This window comes from Cyanobium sp. T1G-Tous (genome assembly GCF_024345455.1).
In the GTDB taxonomy this organism is placed as follows: domain Bacteria; phylum Cyanobacteriota; class Cyanobacteriia; order PCC-6307; family Cyanobiaceae; genus Cyanobium_A.
The window spans coordinates 12,466-29,696 of the sequence record NZ_JAGQBD010000001.1; the positions used below are offsets into that span (position 1 = coordinate 12,466).

Annotated in this window: 19 protein-coding genes and 1 tRNA gene; 4 read left to right on the forward strand and 16 right to left on the reverse strand. The window is 62.6% G+C overall.

Features of this window, described 5'->3' with window-relative positions; genetic code table 11:
- Positions 1 to 49 precede the first annotated feature (49 nt).
- The 3 genes from KBY75_RS00065 to KBY75_RS00075 all read right to left on the reverse strand — a co-directional run bounded on the left by KBY75_RS00065 (position 50) and on the right by KBY75_RS00075 (position 2,014).
- Positions 50 to 1,351, reverse strand: coding sequence for a hemolysin family protein (locus tag KBY75_RS00065; protein ID WP_255022690.1), 1,302 nt, complete (start codon positions 1,349 to 1,351; stop codon positions 50 to 52).
- Positions 1,352 to 1,443: 92 nt separating this feature from the next.
- Positions 1,444 to 1,516 (reverse strand) — tRNA-Ile (locus tag KBY75_RS00070).
- 12 nt (positions 1,517 to 1,528) lie between these two features.
- Positions 1,529 to 2,014, reverse strand: a complete 486-nt coding sequence (locus KBY75_RS00075; protein ID WP_255022496.1) for an Occludin/ELL family protein — start codon at positions 2,012 to 2,014, stop codon at positions 1,529 to 1,531.
- 216 nt (positions 2,015 to 2,230) lie between these two features.
- On the opposite strand from KBY75_RS00075, the gene pyrE reads away from it, so the two are divergent.
- Together pyrE and KBY75_RS00085 are read left to right on the forward strand one after the other, a co-directional pair.
- Positions 2,231 to 2,788, forward strand: a complete 558-nt coding sequence (gene pyrE / locus KBY75_RS00080; RefSeq protein WP_255022497.1) for an orotate phosphoribosyltransferase — start codon at positions 2,231 to 2,233, stop codon at positions 2,786 to 2,788.
- Positions 2,785 to 3,738, forward strand: a complete 954-nt coding sequence (locus KBY75_RS00085; RefSeq protein WP_255022498.1) for a folate-binding protein YgfZ — start codon at positions 2,785 to 2,787, stop codon at positions 3,736 to 3,738. The genes pyrE and KBY75_RS00085 overlap by 4 nt, the downstream gene beginning before the upstream one ends.
- Positions 3,739 to 3,770: 32 nt before the next feature.
- On the opposite strand, the gene KBY75_RS00090 is transcribed toward KBY75_RS00085, so the two are convergent.
- A complete protein-coding gene (locus tag KBY75_RS00090) occupies positions 3,771 to 5,258 on the reverse strand; it encodes a TM0106 family RecB-like putative nuclease (protein WP_255022499.1) in 1,488 nt (495 codons plus the stop codon).
- An 83-nt stretch (positions 5,259 to 5,341) separates the two neighbouring features.
- Between KBY75_RS00090 and KBY75_RS00095 the strand changes: the two genes are divergently transcribed.
- On the forward strand, positions 5,342 to 6,811 hold the full coding sequence (locus tag KBY75_RS00095; protein ID WP_255022500.1) for a phosphoglucomutase/phosphomannomutase family protein: 1,470 nt from the start codon (positions 5,342 to 5,344) through the stop codon (positions 6,809 to 6,811).
- Positions 6,812 to 6,815: 4 nt separating this feature from the next.
- Positions 6,816 to 7,424 carry an RdgB/HAM1 family non-canonical purine NTP pyrophosphatase gene (gene rdgB / locus KBY75_RS00100; RefSeq protein ID WP_255022501.1) on the forward strand — a complete coding sequence of 203 codons (609 nt, stop codon included), beginning with the start codon at positions 6,816 to 6,818 and terminating at the stop codon, positions 7,422 to 7,424.
- Here the strand turns inward: rdgB and KBY75_RS00105 are convergent, their stop codons facing one another.
- From KBY75_RS00105 to KBY75_RS00160, 12 genes are all read right to left on the reverse strand, one after another.
- On the reverse strand, positions 7,425 to 8,948 hold the full coding sequence (locus KBY75_RS00105; protein ID WP_255022502.1) for a carotenoid oxygenase family protein: 1,524 nt from the start codon (positions 8,946 to 8,948) through the stop codon (positions 7,425 to 7,427).
- The gene (locus KBY75_RS00110; protein WP_255022503.1) at positions 8,945 to 10,693 is read right to left on the reverse strand and encodes an ABC transporter transmembrane domain-containing protein; all 1,749 of its coding nucleotides are present in this window, start codon (positions 10,691 to 10,693) and stop codon (positions 8,945 to 8,947) included. The genes KBY75_RS00105 and KBY75_RS00110 overlap by 4 nt, the downstream gene beginning before the upstream one ends.
- The gene (lpxB, locus tag KBY75_RS00115; protein WP_255022504.1) at positions 10,690 to 11,823 is read right to left on the reverse strand and encodes a lipid-A-disaccharide synthase; all 1,134 of its coding nucleotides are present in this window, start codon (positions 11,821 to 11,823) and stop codon (positions 10,690 to 10,692) included. Before lpxB ends, KBY75_RS00110 begins: the two co-directional genes overlap by 4 nt.
- Complete coding sequence (gene lpxK / locus KBY75_RS00120; RefSeq protein WP_255022505.1) at positions 11,816 to 12,835, reverse strand: tetraacyldisaccharide 4'-kinase; 1,020 nt, start codon at positions 12,833 to 12,835, stop codon at positions 11,816 to 11,818. The genes lpxB and lpxK overlap by 8 nt, the downstream gene beginning before the upstream one ends.
- A gap of 4 nt (positions 12,836 to 12,839) precedes the next feature.
- Positions 12,840 to 14,108, reverse strand: coding sequence for a glycosyltransferase N-terminal domain-containing protein (locus KBY75_RS00125; protein ID WP_255022506.1), 1,269 nt, complete (start codon positions 14,106 to 14,108; stop codon positions 12,840 to 12,842).
- Positions 14,105 to 14,761: a lysophospholipid acyltransferase family protein gene (locus KBY75_RS00130; RefSeq protein WP_255022507.1), complete on the reverse strand. Its 657-nt coding sequence runs from the start codon at positions 14,759 to 14,761 to the stop codon at positions 14,105 to 14,107. Before KBY75_RS00130 ends, KBY75_RS00125 begins: the two co-directional genes overlap by 4 nt.
- A gap of 82 nt (positions 14,762 to 14,843) precedes the next feature.
- Positions 14,844 to 15,044, reverse strand: a complete 201-nt coding sequence (locus tag KBY75_RS00135) for a photosystem II reaction center protein J (RefSeq protein ID WP_094559112.1) — start codon at positions 15,042 to 15,044, stop codon at positions 14,844 to 14,846.
- A 30-nt stretch (positions 15,045 to 15,074) separates the two neighbouring features.
- On the reverse strand, positions 15,075 to 15,194 hold the full coding sequence (locus KBY75_RS00140) for a photosystem II reaction center protein L (protein WP_094559111.1): 120 nt from the start codon (positions 15,192 to 15,194) through the stop codon (positions 15,075 to 15,077).
- Positions 15,195 to 15,215: 21 nt separating this feature from the next.
- On the reverse strand, positions 15,216 to 15,353 hold the full coding sequence (gene psbF / locus KBY75_RS00145; protein ID WP_106632249.1) for a cytochrome b559 subunit beta: 138 nt from the start codon (positions 15,351 to 15,353) through the stop codon (positions 15,216 to 15,218).
- Between the two features lie 3 nt (positions 15,354 to 15,356).
- Positions 15,357 to 15,605: a cytochrome b559 subunit alpha gene (gene psbE / locus KBY75_RS00150; protein ID WP_254935168.1), complete on the reverse strand. Its 249-nt coding sequence runs from the start codon at positions 15,603 to 15,605 to the stop codon at positions 15,357 to 15,359.
- A 110-nt stretch (positions 15,606 to 15,715) separates the two neighbouring features.
- The gene (locus tag KBY75_RS00155) at positions 15,716 to 16,738 is read right to left on the reverse strand and encodes a photosynthesis system II assembly factor Ycf48 (protein WP_396097701.1); all 1,023 of its coding nucleotides are present in this window, start codon (positions 16,736 to 16,738) and stop codon (positions 15,716 to 15,718) included.
- Positions 16,738 to 17,193: a rubredoxin gene (locus KBY75_RS00160; RefSeq protein ID WP_255022508.1), complete on the reverse strand. Its 456-nt coding sequence runs from the start codon at positions 17,191 to 17,193 to the stop codon at positions 16,738 to 16,740. Before KBY75_RS00160 ends, KBY75_RS00155 begins: the two co-directional genes overlap by 1 nt.
- Positions 17,194 to 17,231: the final 38 nt, after the last annotated feature.

Below are 17,231 nucleotides of genomic sequence, written 5' to 3' on the forward strand. Positions count from 1 at the left end.
GGCTCTCGACTGTGGCCATTATCGGGGGTACGGGGGCCCAGACCGCTGATCAGGCGCCCTCGGTGCGCTCCGGTTCGACGACTGGACGCTCGATCTGTACTCGCTCAATGCGCGGGCCATCCATGGCCAGGACCCGAAATTGGTGGCCCTTCCAGCGCAAACCTTCACCGGCCGAGGGAATGTGCTGCAAGCGCTCAAGCAGGAAGCCAGCGAGCGTGTGATGCCCTTCCGCCTCAGGCAACTGCAACGCCAGCTGCCTATTGAGTTCGAAGATTTCCAGGTCCCCTGCCACCGACCAGCAGCCTTCGCCGAGTTGCTGCAGGTCTTGGGCCGCCTCGAGGGAATCTTCTTCCTCGCCAACGATCTCGCTGGTGAGGTCGGCCACCGTGACCAGCCCCTCCGTACCACCATGCTCATCGACCACCACCAGCAGGGGCTGACCACTGCGAATCAGGGGCAGGAGCTCCGCCAGGGAAGTGCTCTCCTGCACCAGCGCCACGGGGGTGATGTAGGGAGCCAGGGGAGTGTCGGCGCTTAGCAGGCCCCTGGCAATGGGATCAGCAAGACGCCGCAGGTCAAGCACGCCACGCACGTCGTCGAGGGAGCTGCCGATCACCGGGAAGCGGGCGTGGGCGGTGTCATGGACCTCGCGCATCAGCTCGGCAAAACTCACATCCAGGGGCAGGGTGACCATGCCGGAGCGGGGCACCATCACCTCCCGCACCAGGGTGTCCCGCAGCGAAAAGACTCCCTCCAAAATGTTGCGTTCGTCGGGCATTAAGCCCGTGACGTTGCCGGTTTCGATCAAGGTTTCAAGCTCGCCAGCCGACAAGGCAGGCACCAGCTCATCCCAGTTGCGGGGTAAGCCCAGCAGGTGCAGCAGCACGCCGCTGCAGCGCTCTATCAGGGAAAGCAAGGGGGCCAGGTTGCGACTCACCGCAGCCAACAACGGCGCCAGTCGCAGTGCCGAGCTTTCGGGACGATGCAACACCCAGGCCTTGGGCAGTAAGCCGCCCAGCACGGTGGCAAGCAATACCAGTACAAGAAATAAGCCGGCATCAAGCCAAACCTGGGGAATGGCCCCAGGGCTGGCTGCCAGGGCCCCACCCAGCTGTTCAGCCAAGCCGCGACCGGCCCAGCCCAATGCCACCAAAGCGAGCGCCGTACCCAGCTGGGTAGCCACCAGCACGCGCCGGAGCCGGTGTTGCAGCTTGGCAACGGCTTGGGCACCGGGCTCACCCGCCTCCTGCAGTTGCTGCACCCGGCTAGGCCGCAGGCGAATCAGGGCGAATTCCCCAGCGGCAAAAAAAGCCAGCAGAGCCAGCAAAACGGCCAGCGCCAGGACTTGAATCACAGGAAGCCCCGCCAGGAGAGCCATCAGTGCTCAAACGATAGGGGTTGCTGGGCAATCAGACCGCTGGGGTTGATTGAACCAAGGTGAAATGGGGGTCCCGAGGATCGAACTCGGCTAAGGCGAATTATGAGTTCGCTGCATTCACCAGATTGCTAGACCCCCGTGCCAGCAGGGCTACCAGAGGCCGCGCACTGGAGCGCTGTAGCTGGCACCGCCATCCTGCCAGCCGCGGCCGTCAGGCTGGGAGCCAGTAGAGCCCAGGCTGCCGGAATAGCCGTTGGACACATCACCCGTACGCCAGGGCATGGGATCACTCTGCTGCTGAAGCAATACCTGATAGGTATTTTCCACTGCGGTGCCATCCCAGATGATCGTTTGATCGGGGAAGCCAAAGCCCATCACCCTGGTGCCATCACCACCACCCATGGCGATGCCAAATAGATCGGTGATTTGATTGGTGAGGCTGACGCCGCGGGCAAAGGGTGCTGTGTAGCTGTAAAAACGCTGCTCCATCAGTTGGGGCGTGGTCTGTACGACGCCGCAACGGGTGACTTCAACGGGTCCGGCAGCTCCCCCATCGACTGCCTGCCCACTGCTGGTTGGGGCCTCCAAGGTGGTGGTGCAAACCACAGGGCCCGCCTCTGCGGGGGCCGAGACCAAGGCTCCAACCAAGCACCATGCGGCTACGGCAGAGGACCCTGCGGCTACGGCGAAACAAAAATTGGACCTTAATTTGGTGCTGTTAGCCATGGATCCCATCAGCCCAGCAGCTGATCCTGTCGTGATGGTCGCAAACTAGTCAACCAATCGCGAATGCACCAGATCTTGTCGACCGTTTCCCTGGCTGCCACGTCATTGGCTGCCAGCCCCGCAGAGATGCGCCTGACCCTGCTTCCCCTGCTCGCCACCCAGGCTTACCGCCACGGCAATTTCACCTTGGCCTCCGGGCGCAGCAGCCACCACTACGTCAATTGCAAGCCAGTCAGCCTCAGTGGCACCGGCTTGGCCCTGCTCGGCGCCCTGATGCTCGACCAGGTGGAAACGGAAGCGCGGGCGGTGGCCGGCCTCACCCTGGGGGCAGATCCCCTGGTGAGCGCAGTGGCGATGAGGGCTGCCTTGGATGGCCGGGAGCTCAATGCTCTGATCGTGCGCAAAGAGGCCAAAGGCCACGGCACCGGTGCCTGGCTGGAGGGGCCGCTGCCGGAACCGGCCAGCACCATCACCGTGCTTGAAGACGTAGTCACCACTGGCGGCTCTTCCCTAAAGGCTGTGCAGCAGCTGCGGGAGGCTGGCTACACAGTGAACCGAGTAGTGACAATCGTGGATCGCCAGGAGGGGGGCGTCGAGGCGATGACGGCTGCCGGGCTGGAGCTGCGCAGCCTGTTTCTGCTGGACGAGGTGGCTGCCACCGCCGCGAGCCTGGCCAACTCATGAGCTCCGATCCCTGGGGCTGGCAGCCCAGCGGCCCGTGTCGAAGCGAGCAAGCGGGCTGCCTGATCCGCCTGGATGGCCCCGATACGGGCAGATTTCTACACGGCCAAACCAGCGCCGCAATCGAAGGCTTGCCTGCCGGCAGCTGGATACCCAGCTGTTGCACCACCGCCACCGGTCGTCTGCGGGCCCTCGCTGAGGTGTTGGTGGATAGGGATGGGGCCTGGCTGCTGCTGCGCGGCGCTGATGGCACCGCCCTTTGGCAGGCCCTTGAGCGGGTGCTGTTCCCCGCCGATCGGGTGCAACTGGGTCCGGTAACGGCGGTGCGTTGGATCACACCGCTGGGGGATGGCTGCGACGCCCTGCCCCAGGTTGCTGATGGGCACTGGATTGCTCTGGAAGATGGCAGCGGTTGGTTGCTAGGCCGCCAGTTGGTCCTGCTGGCCAACGCCGAGCTGCCCGCCTGGCTAGCCGATCGAGCGCCCCTGCCGGCCAGGGAACAGGAGCGTTGGCGCATCCAGCAGGGGGTGCCGGCGGCCCCAGGGGAGATCAACGACGACACCAACCCCTTCGAAGTAGGGCTCGCCGATCGGGTGAGCCTCAGCAAGGGCTGCTACGTGGGCCAGGAAACCCTGGCCAAACTCGCCACCTACGACGGCGTTAAACAACAGCTGCGGCGCTGGTTCTGGCGCGGAACCCAGGGCCCAGGAGAGCCAGGCACGGTCTTGTATGGCGCCAAAACGGGCGAGGAGAGCAGCAGCCAGCGGGCGGGCCTGATCACCTCCAGCCTGGCCCTGGAAGATGGCCTCTGGATTGGCCTAGCCCTGGTGCGCCGCCAGTCGCTTGAACAAACCTGCCTGCGCGCCGGCCCCGATCCCGATGGCGCGCTGCTGGAGCTATCTCGCCCGCCAGCCTGCGTTGATCCACCGGTCGGTGCCGGCCGTAAATCCTGAATCTGAAGTCCTGAATCTGAAGGGCTGAAGCGTCAGGGCTGAGCCAGTAGCCAGCGCACCACGGCCCAGGTGGCCAGGCTGTCATCGCGGTTGTAGAGAAATATCCGCTGCAACTGATAGCGACTGGCCTGGCCCCGGCTGCCGTCTTGGCGGTGCCATTGACGCCACTGGCGCCACCAAAGCAGGCAGCGGGCCCCGTCTACCCCCTTCTGGCTCCAGGCAAAGCCAAGCCAGCCGGCCACTGCCTTGAGCCCGTAGCTGCTCACCGGCAGACGCCAGTGGCGCCGCAGCCGGGCGTGCACATCCAGCATCCGGCCCCGCAACCGGGCCACCTCAGCCTCACTGGCCCCCTGGCGCTGGGCCAGGCGCACCAGGCCAATCACCTCGGTTTCGCCGTAATGCAGCACCGGCCAATCGGGATAGCGGGCGAGCAAACGCTGCAATCGCTGCCACAGGCGCTGCTCACCATGCTCCTGCAAGGCCAGCAGGGGCTGGTAGCGGGTGGACTGCTCTAGCCAGCCCCCCGCCCCGTCGCTCTCCAGCACCACAAAACCGTGCAGGAAATCATCGCGGGCATCGGGATCGGATTCGATGTCGTAGAGCAGCACACCAGGTGCTGTTGCCAACTCGGGCAAGACCGGCCCACGGCCAAGGCGCTGCGGCAGGCCAGAGGCCTGCACCCGGGCCTGGGCCACCAACTCAGCGGCAATCTCGCGATGCTGCTCTCCGTAGGCGGCAAGGGCCTCGGCCAACAGCTCTGGATCGCGGGCAGCCAGGTCCGGCAGGCTGGTTACCCCCTGCTCCAGCAACATCTCGCGGCGCTTACCGCCGATGCCACTCACCTCGCTGAGATGCCCCATGGCGGCGGCCTCCTTATCGCAGACGCCTCGCCAGCTGCACAGGGTGCACTTTTTGCGATCGCTCACCAAGGGCGGTGGCGTGGACTGGGCAAGATCAGCCGCCAGGCGCTGCAGGCTCTCATCGAGCTGGTGCTGCAGGCCGCTAGCCAATGCCAGGCGCTCCCGCTGCAGGAACCTGCCTTCACCGGCCACCACCAGACCATGGGGCACTGCTGCCTGCTGGTGCTCCGCCAACAGGCGCCCCCAAAGCGCCAGCACCACCCGCGCTTCCCGGGTTAGACGTCGCCCCTGGCGAGCCAATACCGGCCGGTATGCATAGGCACCCCAACGGCTTTGGCCAGCGATGCGCTCCAGCAGGGAGGGATGGGATTCCAATCGCACTCCCTGGGGACCAGCCCCCCGCAGCCGCAAGCCCACCACCCCAGCCGCCCCTGCGGCGCAGGCCGCCTCGCCGTGGCCCGGCCGCTGGGGCAGCAGGGTCTGAAAGCTGCGCAGCTGGTCGCTCAAGGCCAGGGCCCGGTGGGCATTCCACTGCCGCTCGCTGGCAACCCCAAAGCGATCCAGCCAGGCGCGGCGCCTGCATCGCAGCCAACTGCGCAGCAAGCGATCCGTGAGAGCCGGCTCGGGCCCTGAACGTTCAATTTGGGGCCGGGAAGTCAATGCTGGCGTCCACAGACGCCGACGCTAGGGCTGGAGCGCCGCCGGCACCGCAGAATTGCCCCAGCTCGGCATGCCCACCCCCCATGGCCTCAGCCCCCCTGCCCCTGGAGGCTAGCCCGATCGCCTTCGGCACCGATGGCTGGCGCGGCATCCTCGGCGTGGACATCACCCTGGATCGACTGCTGCCGGTAGCTGCCGCTGCAGCCCGGGAGCTGGCCCACTCAGCCCCCGAAGGCCTGAAAAGCCGCGAGGTGGTGATCGGCTACGACCGCCGCTTTCTGGCGCCCGAACTAGCTGAGGCGATCTGCAGCGCCGTTAGAGGTTGCGGCCTGGAGCCCCTGCTTTCGGCCACAGCCACTCCCACCCCTGCCAGCAGCTGGGCCGTGGTGGAGCGCCAGGCCCTGGGCGCCCTGGTGATCACCGCCAGCCACAACCCGCCGGAATGGCTCGGCTTAAAAATCAAGGGGCCATTCGGCGGCTCGGTGGAAGGCGACTTCACCCGCCGAGTTGAAACCCGCCTAGAAGCCGGCGGCATCACCGTGCCAATCCCGGGCGACCCCCAACGCTTCGATGCCCTTGGCACCTACGTGGCGGGCCTGCTGACCAAGGTGGACACTGCGGCACTGGCGGCAGGCCTAGAGCGCCTGGGGCTCACGGTGATTGTCGATCCAATGCACGGCTCAGCAGCCGGTGTGCTGCCGGCCCTGCTGGGCGATGGGGCCAGATCAAGTGGCGTCATCCGCGAAATTCGGGCAAACCGGGACCCCCTATTTGGCGGCAACCCTCCCGAGCCGCTGGCCCCTTACCTGCAGGAATTGATCAAGGCCGTAACCGCCAGCACCGCAGCTGGCCGGCCCGCCATGGGCATCGTGTTTGACGGTGACGGCGACCGCATCGCCGCCGTGGATGAGCGCGGCCGCTTCTGCAGCACCCAGCTGCTGATGCCCCTATTCATCGACCACCTGGCCCGGGCCCGCCAGCTGCCGGGCTGCGTAATCAAAACCGTAAGCGGCTCCGACCTGATGCAGCTTGTGGCAGAAGGGCTGGAGCGCCAGGTGCTGGAAAAGCCCGTGGGCTTCAAATACATAGCTGCAGAGATGCTGAGCGGCGAGGTGCTGGTGGGCGGCGAAGAATCGGGAGGCGTGGGCTTCGGCATGCATCTGCCAGAGCGGGATGCGCCCTTTGCGGCCCTGCTGCTGATCGAAGCGCTGGTGGAGGGGGGCGTGCCCCTGGGGGAGCGAATCGATGCCCTGCAGCAGCGTTGCGGTGGTGCCGCCGCCTACGACCGACTCGACCTGCGCCTGCCAGACATGGCAGCCCGCGAGCGCCTCGAGGCAAAGCTGGCCGCAGCACCTCCCAGCGAGGTGGCCGGCAGCCCCGTGCTTGAGGTGATCACCACCGATGGGGTGAAGCTGCGCCTAGGCCCCAGCCACTGGCTGATGTTGCGCTTCTCCGGCACCGAACCGCTGCTGCGGCTCTACTGCGAAGCCCCCAGCGAAGCCCGGGTGGCTGAGGTGCTGGGCTGGGCGCGCGAGCTGGCGGAGTCGGTCTGACGCCATGCACACAACAGATACGGTCTGCTCACCCGTCAGCAAGCTGGTGATCGCCAGCGGTAACGCCGGCAAAGTGCGCGAGTTCCAGCACCTGCTCGCCGGACTCAAGCTTGCAATCGAAGCCCAGCCCGATGGCTTGGAGGTGGAGGAAACCGGCAGCACCTTTGCCGAGAACGCGCGCCTCAAGGCGGTGGCCGTGGCCAGCGCCACCGGCTGCTGGGCCCTGGCCGACGACTCAGGGCTGAGTGTGCATGACTTAGGCGGCGCGCCAGGGGTGCACTCAGCCCGCTACGCAAGCAGCGACGCAGCCCGTATCGCCAGGCTGCTGCAAGAACTGGAGGGCGCTAGCGACCGCAGCGCCGAGTTCATCGCCGCCCTAGCGGTGGCCGATCCCAACGGCAGGGTGCGGCTGCAGGTGGAGGGTCGCTGCGCTGGCCTGATCCTGCCAACGCCGCAAGGTAGTGGGGGCTTCGGCTACGACCCAGTGTTCTTTGTGCCGCATACGGGGCTCACCTACGCCGAGATGGACAAAAGCCTCAAAAGCGAGATCGGCCACAGGGGCCGGGCTTTTGCGCAGCTGGAGCCCCAGCTGCGCGCCCTGCTGGGCAGCTGATCAAGCAGTCGCAGACCAACTGCCGTGCAGCCCATAGGGAATCGCCAGGGGAAGCTCGAGCACGGCTTGCTCTGTCATATCGGCAGCGTTGAGGATCACCAGATCCGTAGCGCAGCGAGCCCCGTTCCAAACCGGCACCAACACCCAGCCCCTATCTTCTGCAGAACTGTCTTCGGGTGAGCCATCAGTTAGGCGGGGCACCATCACCGGTTCGGTGACAAAACCGCGGGGGGCCGCACTCCAAACCAGGCGTTCGCCGGTCTGCAAGTCGAGCTTCTCAATCGCCTGGAGCGGATCATTACCCCGCTCTCGCTGCGCTACAGCCATCCAGGCGAAGCGTGCATTTAGGCCCTGCTTTGCCGGATTAACCATGGCGAACTCACAGCAGCGCTGCTCCAGCCACTCGCTCTGCACCGTGCCGCTGCGGGGGTCTATCCGGCAACGGCGCAACTGCCCTTCAGGTATGGAGTCGAAATCGATTTCGCGGTAGTCAACCTCGGGGCCTATGGAAGGGAAATCGTCGTAGTAGATCGAATCCACCACCACCTCGCCGGTGGCCGGATCCTCAAAGGCATTGAGGTGGTGGAACACAAAGCCTTCAGGAGCAGGTAGCAGCAGCGGCCGGGCGCCAGCGTGGTGACCCGGCTGGCGGGGCACCAACCAAAACTGGCCGGCTTCGCCGGGCTTGGAAGCCAGGCATTGGGCCGCCCCCTTCTGGCCAAGCACAAACGGCAGGGGATTGAACGCGACAGCGTTCTGCAGAAACACAGCCCAGCTGGGTGTGATTGCGAAATCGTGCAGGAAGGCAAATCCTTTGAAGCTGTGGCGGCTGTCAGCCACCAGATCGCCGGCGCGCACACCATCTGGCTGGTCTGCGCTGGCAAATTCCATCAGGCGAATGGTGCTGGTGGGGCCCGCCTTGACGCCAAAGGTGACCATGCGGGGCTCGCCGTGGTGACCAGGATCGAAGCGAGGGTGGGCGCTGAAAGCTTCGCCTGGTTTGAGCAGACCCTCCAGCCGCGAGAGCCCCCTGGTCTCGAGAGTGCGGGGATCAAGGGCGTGGGGCTCGGCCGCTTCCCAGAGCGCCAGCAGCTGGTCACCCAGCTGCACCACATGGGTATTGGCAATATTTTTGAGCCTCAGATCGAAGGCATTGGCGAGTGGCCCGCCAGGCTTCTGAGTGCCGAAGACCCCCCGGTAAACGAAGCGGCCGGCCTGCTCCTCTTCCAGCCAGCCCTCGGTGCGCACAAAGCGGTTGGTGAGTCGGGCTTGCCCCCCTTCGAACCGGAAGGCGCTGATCATGCCGTCGCCATCAAATGGGTGATGAACCCACTGGCCACCCCGCTCAAGCCGGCCTGGCCCGTTGCGGAACAAAGTGCCTTTGAGCTCGGCCGGGATCGTGCCGCGCACGGGTTCCAAGGGAACGTCGCTTAGTTCAACACCGACGTTGCGAAAGGCGCTGGACCAATCGTGGCGCTCATAGGCAGGCTGAAAACCGGTGGGCTGAGAGGCGGTAGCTGTCATCCTGGCGATCCCGCGTCAGCGTTTGCGAATTGTGTCGAAAATAGGTCGGCATAAGGGCCGCCGCGAGCCAGCAGGGTGGCGTGATTTCCCGCCTCAACCACTCGGCCACCCGCAATCACACAAATGCAGTCGGCGTTAACCACGGTGGAGAGGCGATGGGCCACTACCAAGGTGGTGCGGTCAGCCATCAATCGATCTAGGGCTTCTTGCACCACCTGCTCAGAAGCTGAGTCGAGGGCAGAGGTGGCCTCGTCCAAAAACAGCAAGGGCGCATCCTTAATTAATGCACGCGCAATTGCAATCCGCTGACGCTGGCCGCCGGAGAGCATCGTGCCATTTTCGCCAATAAGGGTGGCATAACCCTCGGGCAGCTGAATAATAAAATCGTGTGCATTCGCAGCCCGCGCAGCAGCCTCAATTTGGGGCGCCGAAGCTGACGCCAATCCATAGGCAATGTTATTAGCAACAGTGTCGTTAAAAAGAAATGTATTTTGATCAACAACTGAAATCAAGGAGCGCAACGATGCGAGGGAAAGCTGACGAATATCAATGCCATCAATCGATATAACGCCTGAGCTGGGGTCGTAAAAGCGGCAGAATAAATCAATTATGGTACTTTTGCCGCCACCACTAGATCCAACCAAAGCGACAGTGCTGCCGCAGGGCAGATCTAAAGACAAGTCATCGATAACCAGATCATCGCCATAAGCAAAACAGACATTCCTGGCCACAAGGCCTTCAGAAACGTTGTTTAAGGACTTGGGACTGGAAGCCTCAGGAGGCTCAGGCTTGGTATCGAGAATATTGAATAAATCACTGGCAGCAGAGACGCCTTGCTGCAATGTGGAATTTGATCTAGCAATTCCCTTGAAGGGGGCATAGCACAGATAGAGAGAGGTTAGGAAGGCAAAGAAATTGCCAGTAGTACGCGTGCCAGCAATTACATTTTCACCGCCATACACCAAAACCGCACTAAAACCAATCGCGCCTATTACTTCCATTAGGGGCTGGTTAGCAAGCTTGGCCCTAGTTGTCTTTAGGGCGGCCCTTAAAACCGATTGATTCTCTTGATCAAACCTCGACAACTCATAGGCCTGCATGCCGAAGATCTTGACCACCCGCAAACCGATTACCGACTCTTGGAGGAATGAAGCCAGCTTGGCCAAGCTGAGCTGCCCTTTACTAGAGTGACGCCTGACTTTTTTAGATGAATTAAGAATCGGTAAAATCGCCAACGGGAAAAGAATGAAAGCGATCAACGACAGCAGCCAATCTTGATAAAAGGCCACGCAAACTAAAACCAGGAGAGTTAGGGAATCTTTAAATATAGATGAAAAACCATCAACAATTCCGCTCTTAACCAGTGACACATCAGTGAGCACTCGAGACACCAACACGGTGGAGGAATTGCGATCCACATAGGACTGGGGCAAATCCAATATTCGCTCAGCAAGTTGATGGCGCAAGTCGGCCGTGATTGACTGGCCCACAGTTTCAGTTAGATAGGCCCCTAAATATTGAGACACCGCCCTAAGCACTATTACAACAAGTATAACTACAGGCGCTAAGTACAAGCGACTTCGATCGCTCGAAGGCAATATATCATCAAAAAGATAGCGAATTACCAGCGGTACGAAGCCGGTAGATGCGCCATATAAAAAATTAAAGAATAGGGCTAGAGAAAAGCCCGGCCACAAATGGCGGCGTCCATAAAAAGCCAGCCGTTGATAAATTTGCGTGCTCACGTAAGCAAACCCACTAATTCATCAGCCGCTCGCCTGGATGCACCAGGAGGCCCCATGGTTGCCTGCAACTCCTGCACAGATTGATTAAACAATTCCCGATTAGCGTCGAGGCTGCGTAGGGATCTCACTATTTTGTCAGCCGTCACATGCCTCTGAACCAACTCAGGAAATAACTGGCGCCCGAGAATAACATTGGGCAGGCCCATAGAGCGCTGACCGATTACCAGCCTGGCAATTAAATAGGTGAGCCAGGAGAAGCGATAAAGAATCACATGGGGACAGCCCAGCAAGGCCGCCTCGAGCGTGGCTGTGCCAGAGGCGATCACACCAGCATCGGCAGCGTGCAGCAGGTTATGGGCGTCGCCGTCAACTAGGGAAACCGGCAGTGCCTCTCCGCCATTCGCCTGCTCCAAATAGGAGCGATCGATGGTGGGCGCCTTAAGTAAGACAACCTGCCAACCATCAAGTTTGAGCTGGTTGGCAGCTTTCAGCATGGCGGGCAACAGCATCCGCACCTCAGCCCGGCGACTGCCAGGCATCAGCACAAGCAAGGGCTGCTCTAGGGATAACCCATGGCGAAGCCGCGTCTGCTCACGGGAGCAACTGACTTGGAGCTCATCCACCAGTGGATGGCCCACATAGCGAGCAAAGTCGCGGCCATGGGCATTAAAGATGGGCTCCTCAAACGGGAAAATTACGGCCAGGCGCTCAATTAGCCGCTCCATCTTTTTGGCCCTTCCCTGGCCCCAGGCCCATACCTGGGGCGCGATGTAGAAAAATACAGGAATGCCGCGCTTCTTCGCCTCCTTAGCCACAAACATATTGAAGCCGGGATAGTCAACCAGCACCACCACATCCGGGCGATGGTTGTCCATCTGATGCTTCAACAACTCCATCACGCGGTGGTGACGGCGAAGACTGCTGATGATCTCCACCAAGCCAACCGCAGAAAGCACTCGCACGTCGGCCAGGATGTCGATGCCGCAGGCGCGCAGTTGGTCACCGCCCACCCCTGCTATCTCTACCCCCGGCACTTGGCGCTGCAGCTCGCGCACCAAGAAGCCGCCATGGAGATCTCCCGACGCCTCACCTGCCACAAACAAAACCCGCCGCCGTCCCAGATCAGCCATGGAAGCGAACACCCGACAGAGCACAAAGACGCTGATCCAGCCAATTCAGTAAGGGAGCCAGACTGGCCCTATCCACCTGAAGCGAAACCAAGCTCACCTCCTGGCGAAAACGCTGGGGCAGGCGTTGGCCATCCTTGACGGTGGTGACCAACCGTGCGCCATTGGCGTGGGCCAAATCCAACAAACGCTTCAGGTCTGATTCAGCATAAACGTGGTGATCCGGGAAGGATTCCGTTGCCACCAGCTCGAGTCCGCAGGCCCGCAGACCTGAAAAAAACTTCTCCGGCAAGCCAATACCGCAGAAGGCCAACAGACGCTCCTGCTGGAGCTGGGGTGGCGGCAGCAAACAGAAGCGCACATCAAACCGTGGCTTGTGGCTCGGCCAACCCACGGGGATAGGCGGCAACGGCTCAACAGGCTCTGCACCGGTGAACACCAGCCCATCGGCCCGGGCAAATTGATCCAGGGGCTCGCGTAGCGGGCCCGCCGGAAACACCAGACGGTTGCCCAGTCCGTGCTTTCGATCCAGCAGGGACAGGTCCAAATCACGGCCCAAACGCCAGTGCTGCAAACCATCGTCCAGCAAGATCACAGTGGCCCCAGCCGCCACCGCCAACGCCGCGCTCTGGCAGCGGTTCGAGCCCACCCAGGCCACACCCTCTCCGAGGCTTTGGGCGTACTCCAGGGCCTCATCCCCCACCTCCGCGCAGGAGCTGGTCGCAGAAACGGGGCACGAGTTTCGGCGCCGGCTGCCATAGCCCCGCAGCAGCACCGCCACCCGCCAGCCCCGCTCCTCAAGGCCCTGGGCCAAGGCAATCCCCAGAGGGGTCTTGCCCGTACCCCCCAGGGTGAGGTTGCCGATCGAGAGCACCGGCACCGAACAACGCCAGCGGCGGGTACTGCGCCGATGCAGGGTCGCGGCGCAGCCATAAAGCCAGCCCAGTGGCCAGAGCAGCCAGGCCTGCCAGCCACGGCGGCGCTGATACCAAAAACGCGGCGTAGTTAATGGCATCGAATCAGCGACACCGCTTCAGCAGCAGTGAAGCAAGCAGCTGGGAGGGGCCGCGCAAGCGCAGGCCCTCCCCATGCCCCCGCGGCAATGGCTGAACCAGCAGGGGCAGGGCAGCCGCCAGGGTTGCTGCCACATCGGCGCACTGCTGCAGGCAGCCAGTCGCCAGCAAGGGCTCCAGCAGGTCAGAAAAGTTGGCCATATCGGGGCCGCAGAACACGGGACGCCCCAGGGCCACGGGCTCCAGGGGGTTCTGGCCACCAAGGGCCCGGCCCTGCGGATAAAAGCTACCCCCCATCACGACCACGGCCGCGGCGCTGATCCAGGTGCCCATCTCGCCAATCACATCAGCCACCAGCACATCGGGATTAGGAGCCAAGCCCCCGCCAGCCAGGTCACTCCAGAGCGCCGCCGAAAGGCCCAGCTGCCGCGCCTGAGCAAGCACCTCCTGGGCCCGTTGGGGATGGCGCGGTGCCAACAGCAGTCCAAATGGGCGCTGCGTCAGCTGGTTTTCTGCCCAGGCTTCAAGCCATTGCCGCTCTTCACCAGCGTGGCTGCTGGCCAGCAGCAGCACCGATCTACCAGCAAACACCTGCTGCACCACCTCTAGGTAAACGCTATTGACCGGCGGCGGATCGGCATCGAGCTTGGTGGAACCCAGGGCGCGCACATCGCGGGCCCCCAGGCGCCGAAAGCGCTCGGCATCGGCCTGGGACTGGGCCAGGCATAGCTCCACCCGCGCCAGCAACCAGCCGGCATAAATGGGTAGCCGCCGATGCCGCCGGTAGGAGCGTTGGCTCATGCGGGCATTGATCAAATGCAGATGGGGCATCGCCTGCACCAGCTCAGGCCAGAGCTCCGCCTCCGCCAATACCCCCAGGCAGGGCCGCCAATAGCAGCGAAAGGGCAACAGGGCCAGCCAATGATCTATCGGCACGTATTGGTGAATCGCAGCAGGCGGCAATACCCGGCCAGCCAGGGCGGCGGAGGTGCGTGTCACCGTGGTCACCAGTAGCACTGGCGCTCCTGCACCCTGGCCCAGCGCTCGCAACACGGGCAGCAGGCTGTTGAGTTCGCCCACACTGGCGGCGTGAAACCACAGCAGCGTCCCAGCTGGGCGGCGGCGGCTGGGCCAACCCAGGCGCTCCCCCAGCCTGCGGGGATCCTCCTTGGCTTGGGCCAGGCGCACCAGCAACAAGATCAGCCAGAACGGGGTCAGGCCAAGGGAGAGCAGTCGATAGAGCCCCAGCAGCAACCAGGCCTGAGCTCGCTTCACAGGCACTCACCAGCCAGGCTGGCCACCTGACGCAATCGCTCCGCCAGCAGCTCCTGGCTATCCACCAAGCTGTCGTGCAGCCACAGCGGCTCGCCCAGCTGCACTACCACTCGCGACAGGGGCAAGGGCAACACCGACCGGTCCCAAGAGCGCAAGCGATAGCTGCGGGAGCAGGAAACAGAAACCGGCACAATCGGGCAGCCCGATTGCTGGGCAAGATGAATCGCCCCACTTTTGACCAACTCAGCGGGGCCCTTAGGCCCATCTGGAGTGATGCAAACAGGCTGGCATTGCTGCAGAGCGCGGCGCAGGAAGTGATAGGCCTGCAGGCCACCCCGGGTGGAGGAACCCTCCACCACCTCCAAACCGCGTAAGCGCACTGCCACGGCCACGATCTGGGCATCCCGATGGCTACTGAGCAGCACAGCCACCCGGCGCCGATCAAAGCGACGCAGTAGGGGTATAAAAAAAGCGTGGCGATGCCAGAGGGCGTAAATCACTGCGCCCCCCTGTTCCTGAACCAACCGATAGGTGTCGGGATGGGCCTGAATGCGGATCCGCGAGGTACGCACAAACAGCTCCCCGTAGCAATTGAGAGCAGCACCGGCAAGGCTGGCCAGCAGTCGGTTGTTGAGCAGGGTTCGTTTTTTCACCAAAACGACCCATCAAAAAACCCTACAGATCTGCCGGAAACGGCAATTCTGCAGGGAATCACGAATCAGATCGGCAGCCAAATCAGGCGGAACCAACGCCCACGTAGGAGCCGTAGAAAAACAGCCCAACCACAAAAATAACTGCCATACCGCCGGCTGTTGCGACCAGCCACAGGGGCAAAACCCCTTCGGTCCAGCGAGAGCGCCAAGCAACTGCAGGACGACCATCTGGCAGACGATCTGGAATCCGGCCATCAGGCAGGTTGGACTTCTTGCCGCTCATCGGGAGCTCTCCGGGTTACGTGAAGAGGGGTCAGTTAAAGAAATAGCTGGAAAAAAGGATGCCGATCGTGAAAACGAACAACAGGCCCAGAAACAAGCTGGTGCGGTTTAGTTCAACCGGCAAATTATTGGGGTTGGGAGAGCGTTGCATGGCTGACGAGCAATTACCGACTCAACGGCGAACAAATTGCATAGCCGCAAGACATCCCAGGAAAAAAACCGTGGGGACGCCGAGGGCATGCACCGACAGCCACCGAACCGTGAAGATCGGATAGTTGCGGGGAGTGGTGGAAACAGGTGCTTGGGTCATGGCTTATTGCAAGCGCTGGTCAAGTTGACTCTTGCCCTCGTAACGCCGACTCACCACTGGAGCCTTGCTCTCCTGAGCCTGAAAATAGGCGTCAGGGCGAGGGGTCCCAAAGGCGTCATAGGCCAAGCCCGTAGACACGAACATGAAACCAGCCAAAAAGATGGCGGGCAGGGTAACCGCGTGGATTACCCAGTAACGAATACTCGTGATGATCTCGAAGAACGGGCGTTCTCCAGTTGAGCCGGCAGCCATAGCGACAAGCGTTCAGCTCGTTGATCTTAAGGGTGAGCCGGGGGAGGACGGGGCCGAAATGGCCCCTTGGTTACAGAAGTTGGCGGCCGCAGCAGCCAGAAGGGGTGGGATCAGCCCACCCAGCGCAGCAGGGATCCCCGTTCACCCAGCACGAAGCCCTTGCCATCTGACTCAAAGCTGATGCGGGTGAAATTGGAGGGCTGCTGGGCGCCCACCGGATCTTTCTGCCAGCTTTTGCCCCCATCTCTGGAGATCAACAAGGTGCCGCTGCCGCCGCCGGTCCAGATCGAGCCATCAGGAGCCCAGGCCATGTCGAGATAACCGAAGCCATTAGTGATCGGCACCACCGCCTTGCCCCACTCCTCAACGTTGCTGGCATCAGGGTTGAAGCGGATCTGGGCTCCCCGGGCCAACATCCAGAGAGAGCCGTCGGGCTGGAACCCCATCGACTGGAGCCGCTGGCTGCTCATCCGTTGGTGGGGCTGCCAGGTGCCATCCCCCGGCTTCCAAGTGGAGAAGAAGTTGCCCAGGCCGCTGACGCTTACGTAGCGACCATCTCCAAAGCGGCGCAGCTCCCGCACGGCCCCGGCAGCGTCATCCACATCGGCTTGCCAATTGGTGCCGCCATCGCTTGTTTGATAAATCGCACCCACGTTGGTGGCCAGCTCGGCCTGATTTGGCCCCAGGGCCGTGATCAGGTACGGCTCGCCCGGCAGCTTGGTATCGAGGAAAAGACGGCTCCAGTTTTGGCCGCCGTCTGTGGTGTGCAGCAACAAACCAGGCTGGCCGGCAATCCAGCCCTCATCGCCGCGGAAATCAAGACTGATCAAACGGAAGTTTTCCTCCTCCGGCAGATCGAGGGCCCGCTCAGCCCAGCTGGCACCGCCATCGTTGGTTTCGAGGATCAGCCTGTTGCTACCCACCAGAAAACCGTGGCGGTCATCGGTGAAGGCCACATCCAGGGGATTGGCCTTGGTGGCCAAAGGCACCGCTTGCCAGGGGCTTGCGGCTGCCACAGGCAACCCAGTGGTGACACAACCAGATAGGCCAAAGCCCAGCCCAGCAACGAGCAGCAAGCTCACTAGGGGCCGCATTAGGGCCTGAAGCTGGCGGGTCAGGGGAAGACTGGTCATCAGCGCAGGGAGTAGAGGGAGAGGAAGAAGGCAAAAGCCAAAGCGAAGCCCCCGAAGATCAACACATTCTTCTGGCCTGGGGTGAGCCTGTTGACGCCCAAGCCGAAGTTGAGGTTTTCTTCGAAGCCGCTGGGCTTATTGCGGGGCCCGATGTCCTTAAAGGCCCCAACCCGACTGCGGCAGACGGGGCAGCGAAAGCCGATCGGATCAAGCTGGGTAAAGGGCGTGCCGGGGGCGATGGCCAGCTTGCGCACCCCCTCAGCCGGGTCGTAGACGAAACCGCAGCTGCGGCATTCAAATCGGTGCGTATCTGGATCCTCCACTGGATCAACTGACGAATCAACCGACAGATCAACTGACACCGCAGCTTCCGCTTGGGGGCCTGGCTCGGCCTCAATGACCTCGCTGGGTTCGCTGGCTTCGGGCTGGGGCCCAGGCACTTGATCAGAACTCATCCCTGGGCCTCAGGTGGTGTAGTCACTTTATCGGTGCC

What these genes read in the sequence shown, in the direction of transcription:
- lpxB (WP_255022504.1), bottom strand. Translation starts at nt 11,823, where the DNA reads ATGGCTGATCTGGGACGGCGGCGGGTTTTGTTTGTGGCAGGTGAGGCG.
- rdgB (WP_255022501.1), top strand. Translation starts at nt 6,816, where the DNA reads ATGCACACAACAGATACGGTCTGCTCACCCGTCAGCAAGCTGGTGATC.
- KBY75_RS00135 (WP_094559112.1), bottom strand. Translation starts at nt 15,044, where the DNA reads ATGAGCGGCAAGAAGTCCAACCTGCCTGATGGCCGGATTCCAGATCGT.
- KBY75_RS00140 (WP_094559111.1), bottom strand. Translation starts at nt 15,194, where the DNA reads ATGCAACGCTCTCCCAACCCCAATAATTTGCCGGTTGAACTAAACCGC.
- KBY75_RS00105 (WP_255022502.1), bottom strand. Translation starts at nt 8,948, where the DNA reads ATGACAGCTACCGCCTCTCAGCCCACCGGTTTTCAGCCTGCCTATGAG.
- KBY75_RS00095 (WP_255022500.1), top strand. Translation starts at nt 5,342, where the DNA reads ATGGCCTCAGCCCCCCTGCCCCTGGAGGCTAGCCCGATCGCCTTCGGC.
- pyrE (WP_255022497.1), top strand. Translation starts at nt 2,231, where the DNA reads ATGCGCCTGACCCTGCTTCCCCTGCTCGCCACCCAGGCTTACCGCCAC.
- lpxK (WP_255022505.1), bottom strand. Translation starts at nt 12,835, where the DNA reads ATGCCATTAACTACGCCGCGTTTTTGGTATCAGCGCCGCCGTGGCTGG.
- psbF (WP_106632249.1), bottom strand. Translation starts at nt 15,353, where the DNA reads ATGACCCAAGCACCTGTTTCCACCACTCCCCGCAACTATCCGATCTTC.
- KBY75_RS00160 (WP_255022508.1), bottom strand. Translation starts at nt 17,193, where the DNA reads ATGAGTTCTGATCAAGTGCCTGGGCCCCAGCCCGAAGCCAGCGAACCC.
- KBY75_RS00155 (WP_396097701.1), bottom strand. Translation starts at nt 16,738, where the DNA reads ATGACCAGTCTTCCCCTGACCCGCCAGCTTCAGGCCCTAATGCGGCCC.
- psbE (WP_254935168.1), bottom strand. Translation starts at nt 15,605, where the DNA reads ATGGCTGCCGGCTCAACTGGAGAACGCCCGTTCTTCGAGATCATCACG.
- KBY75_RS00085 (WP_255022498.1), top strand. Translation starts at nt 2,785, where the DNA reads ATGAGCTCCGATCCCTGGGGCTGGCAGCCCAGCGGCCCGTGTCGAAGC.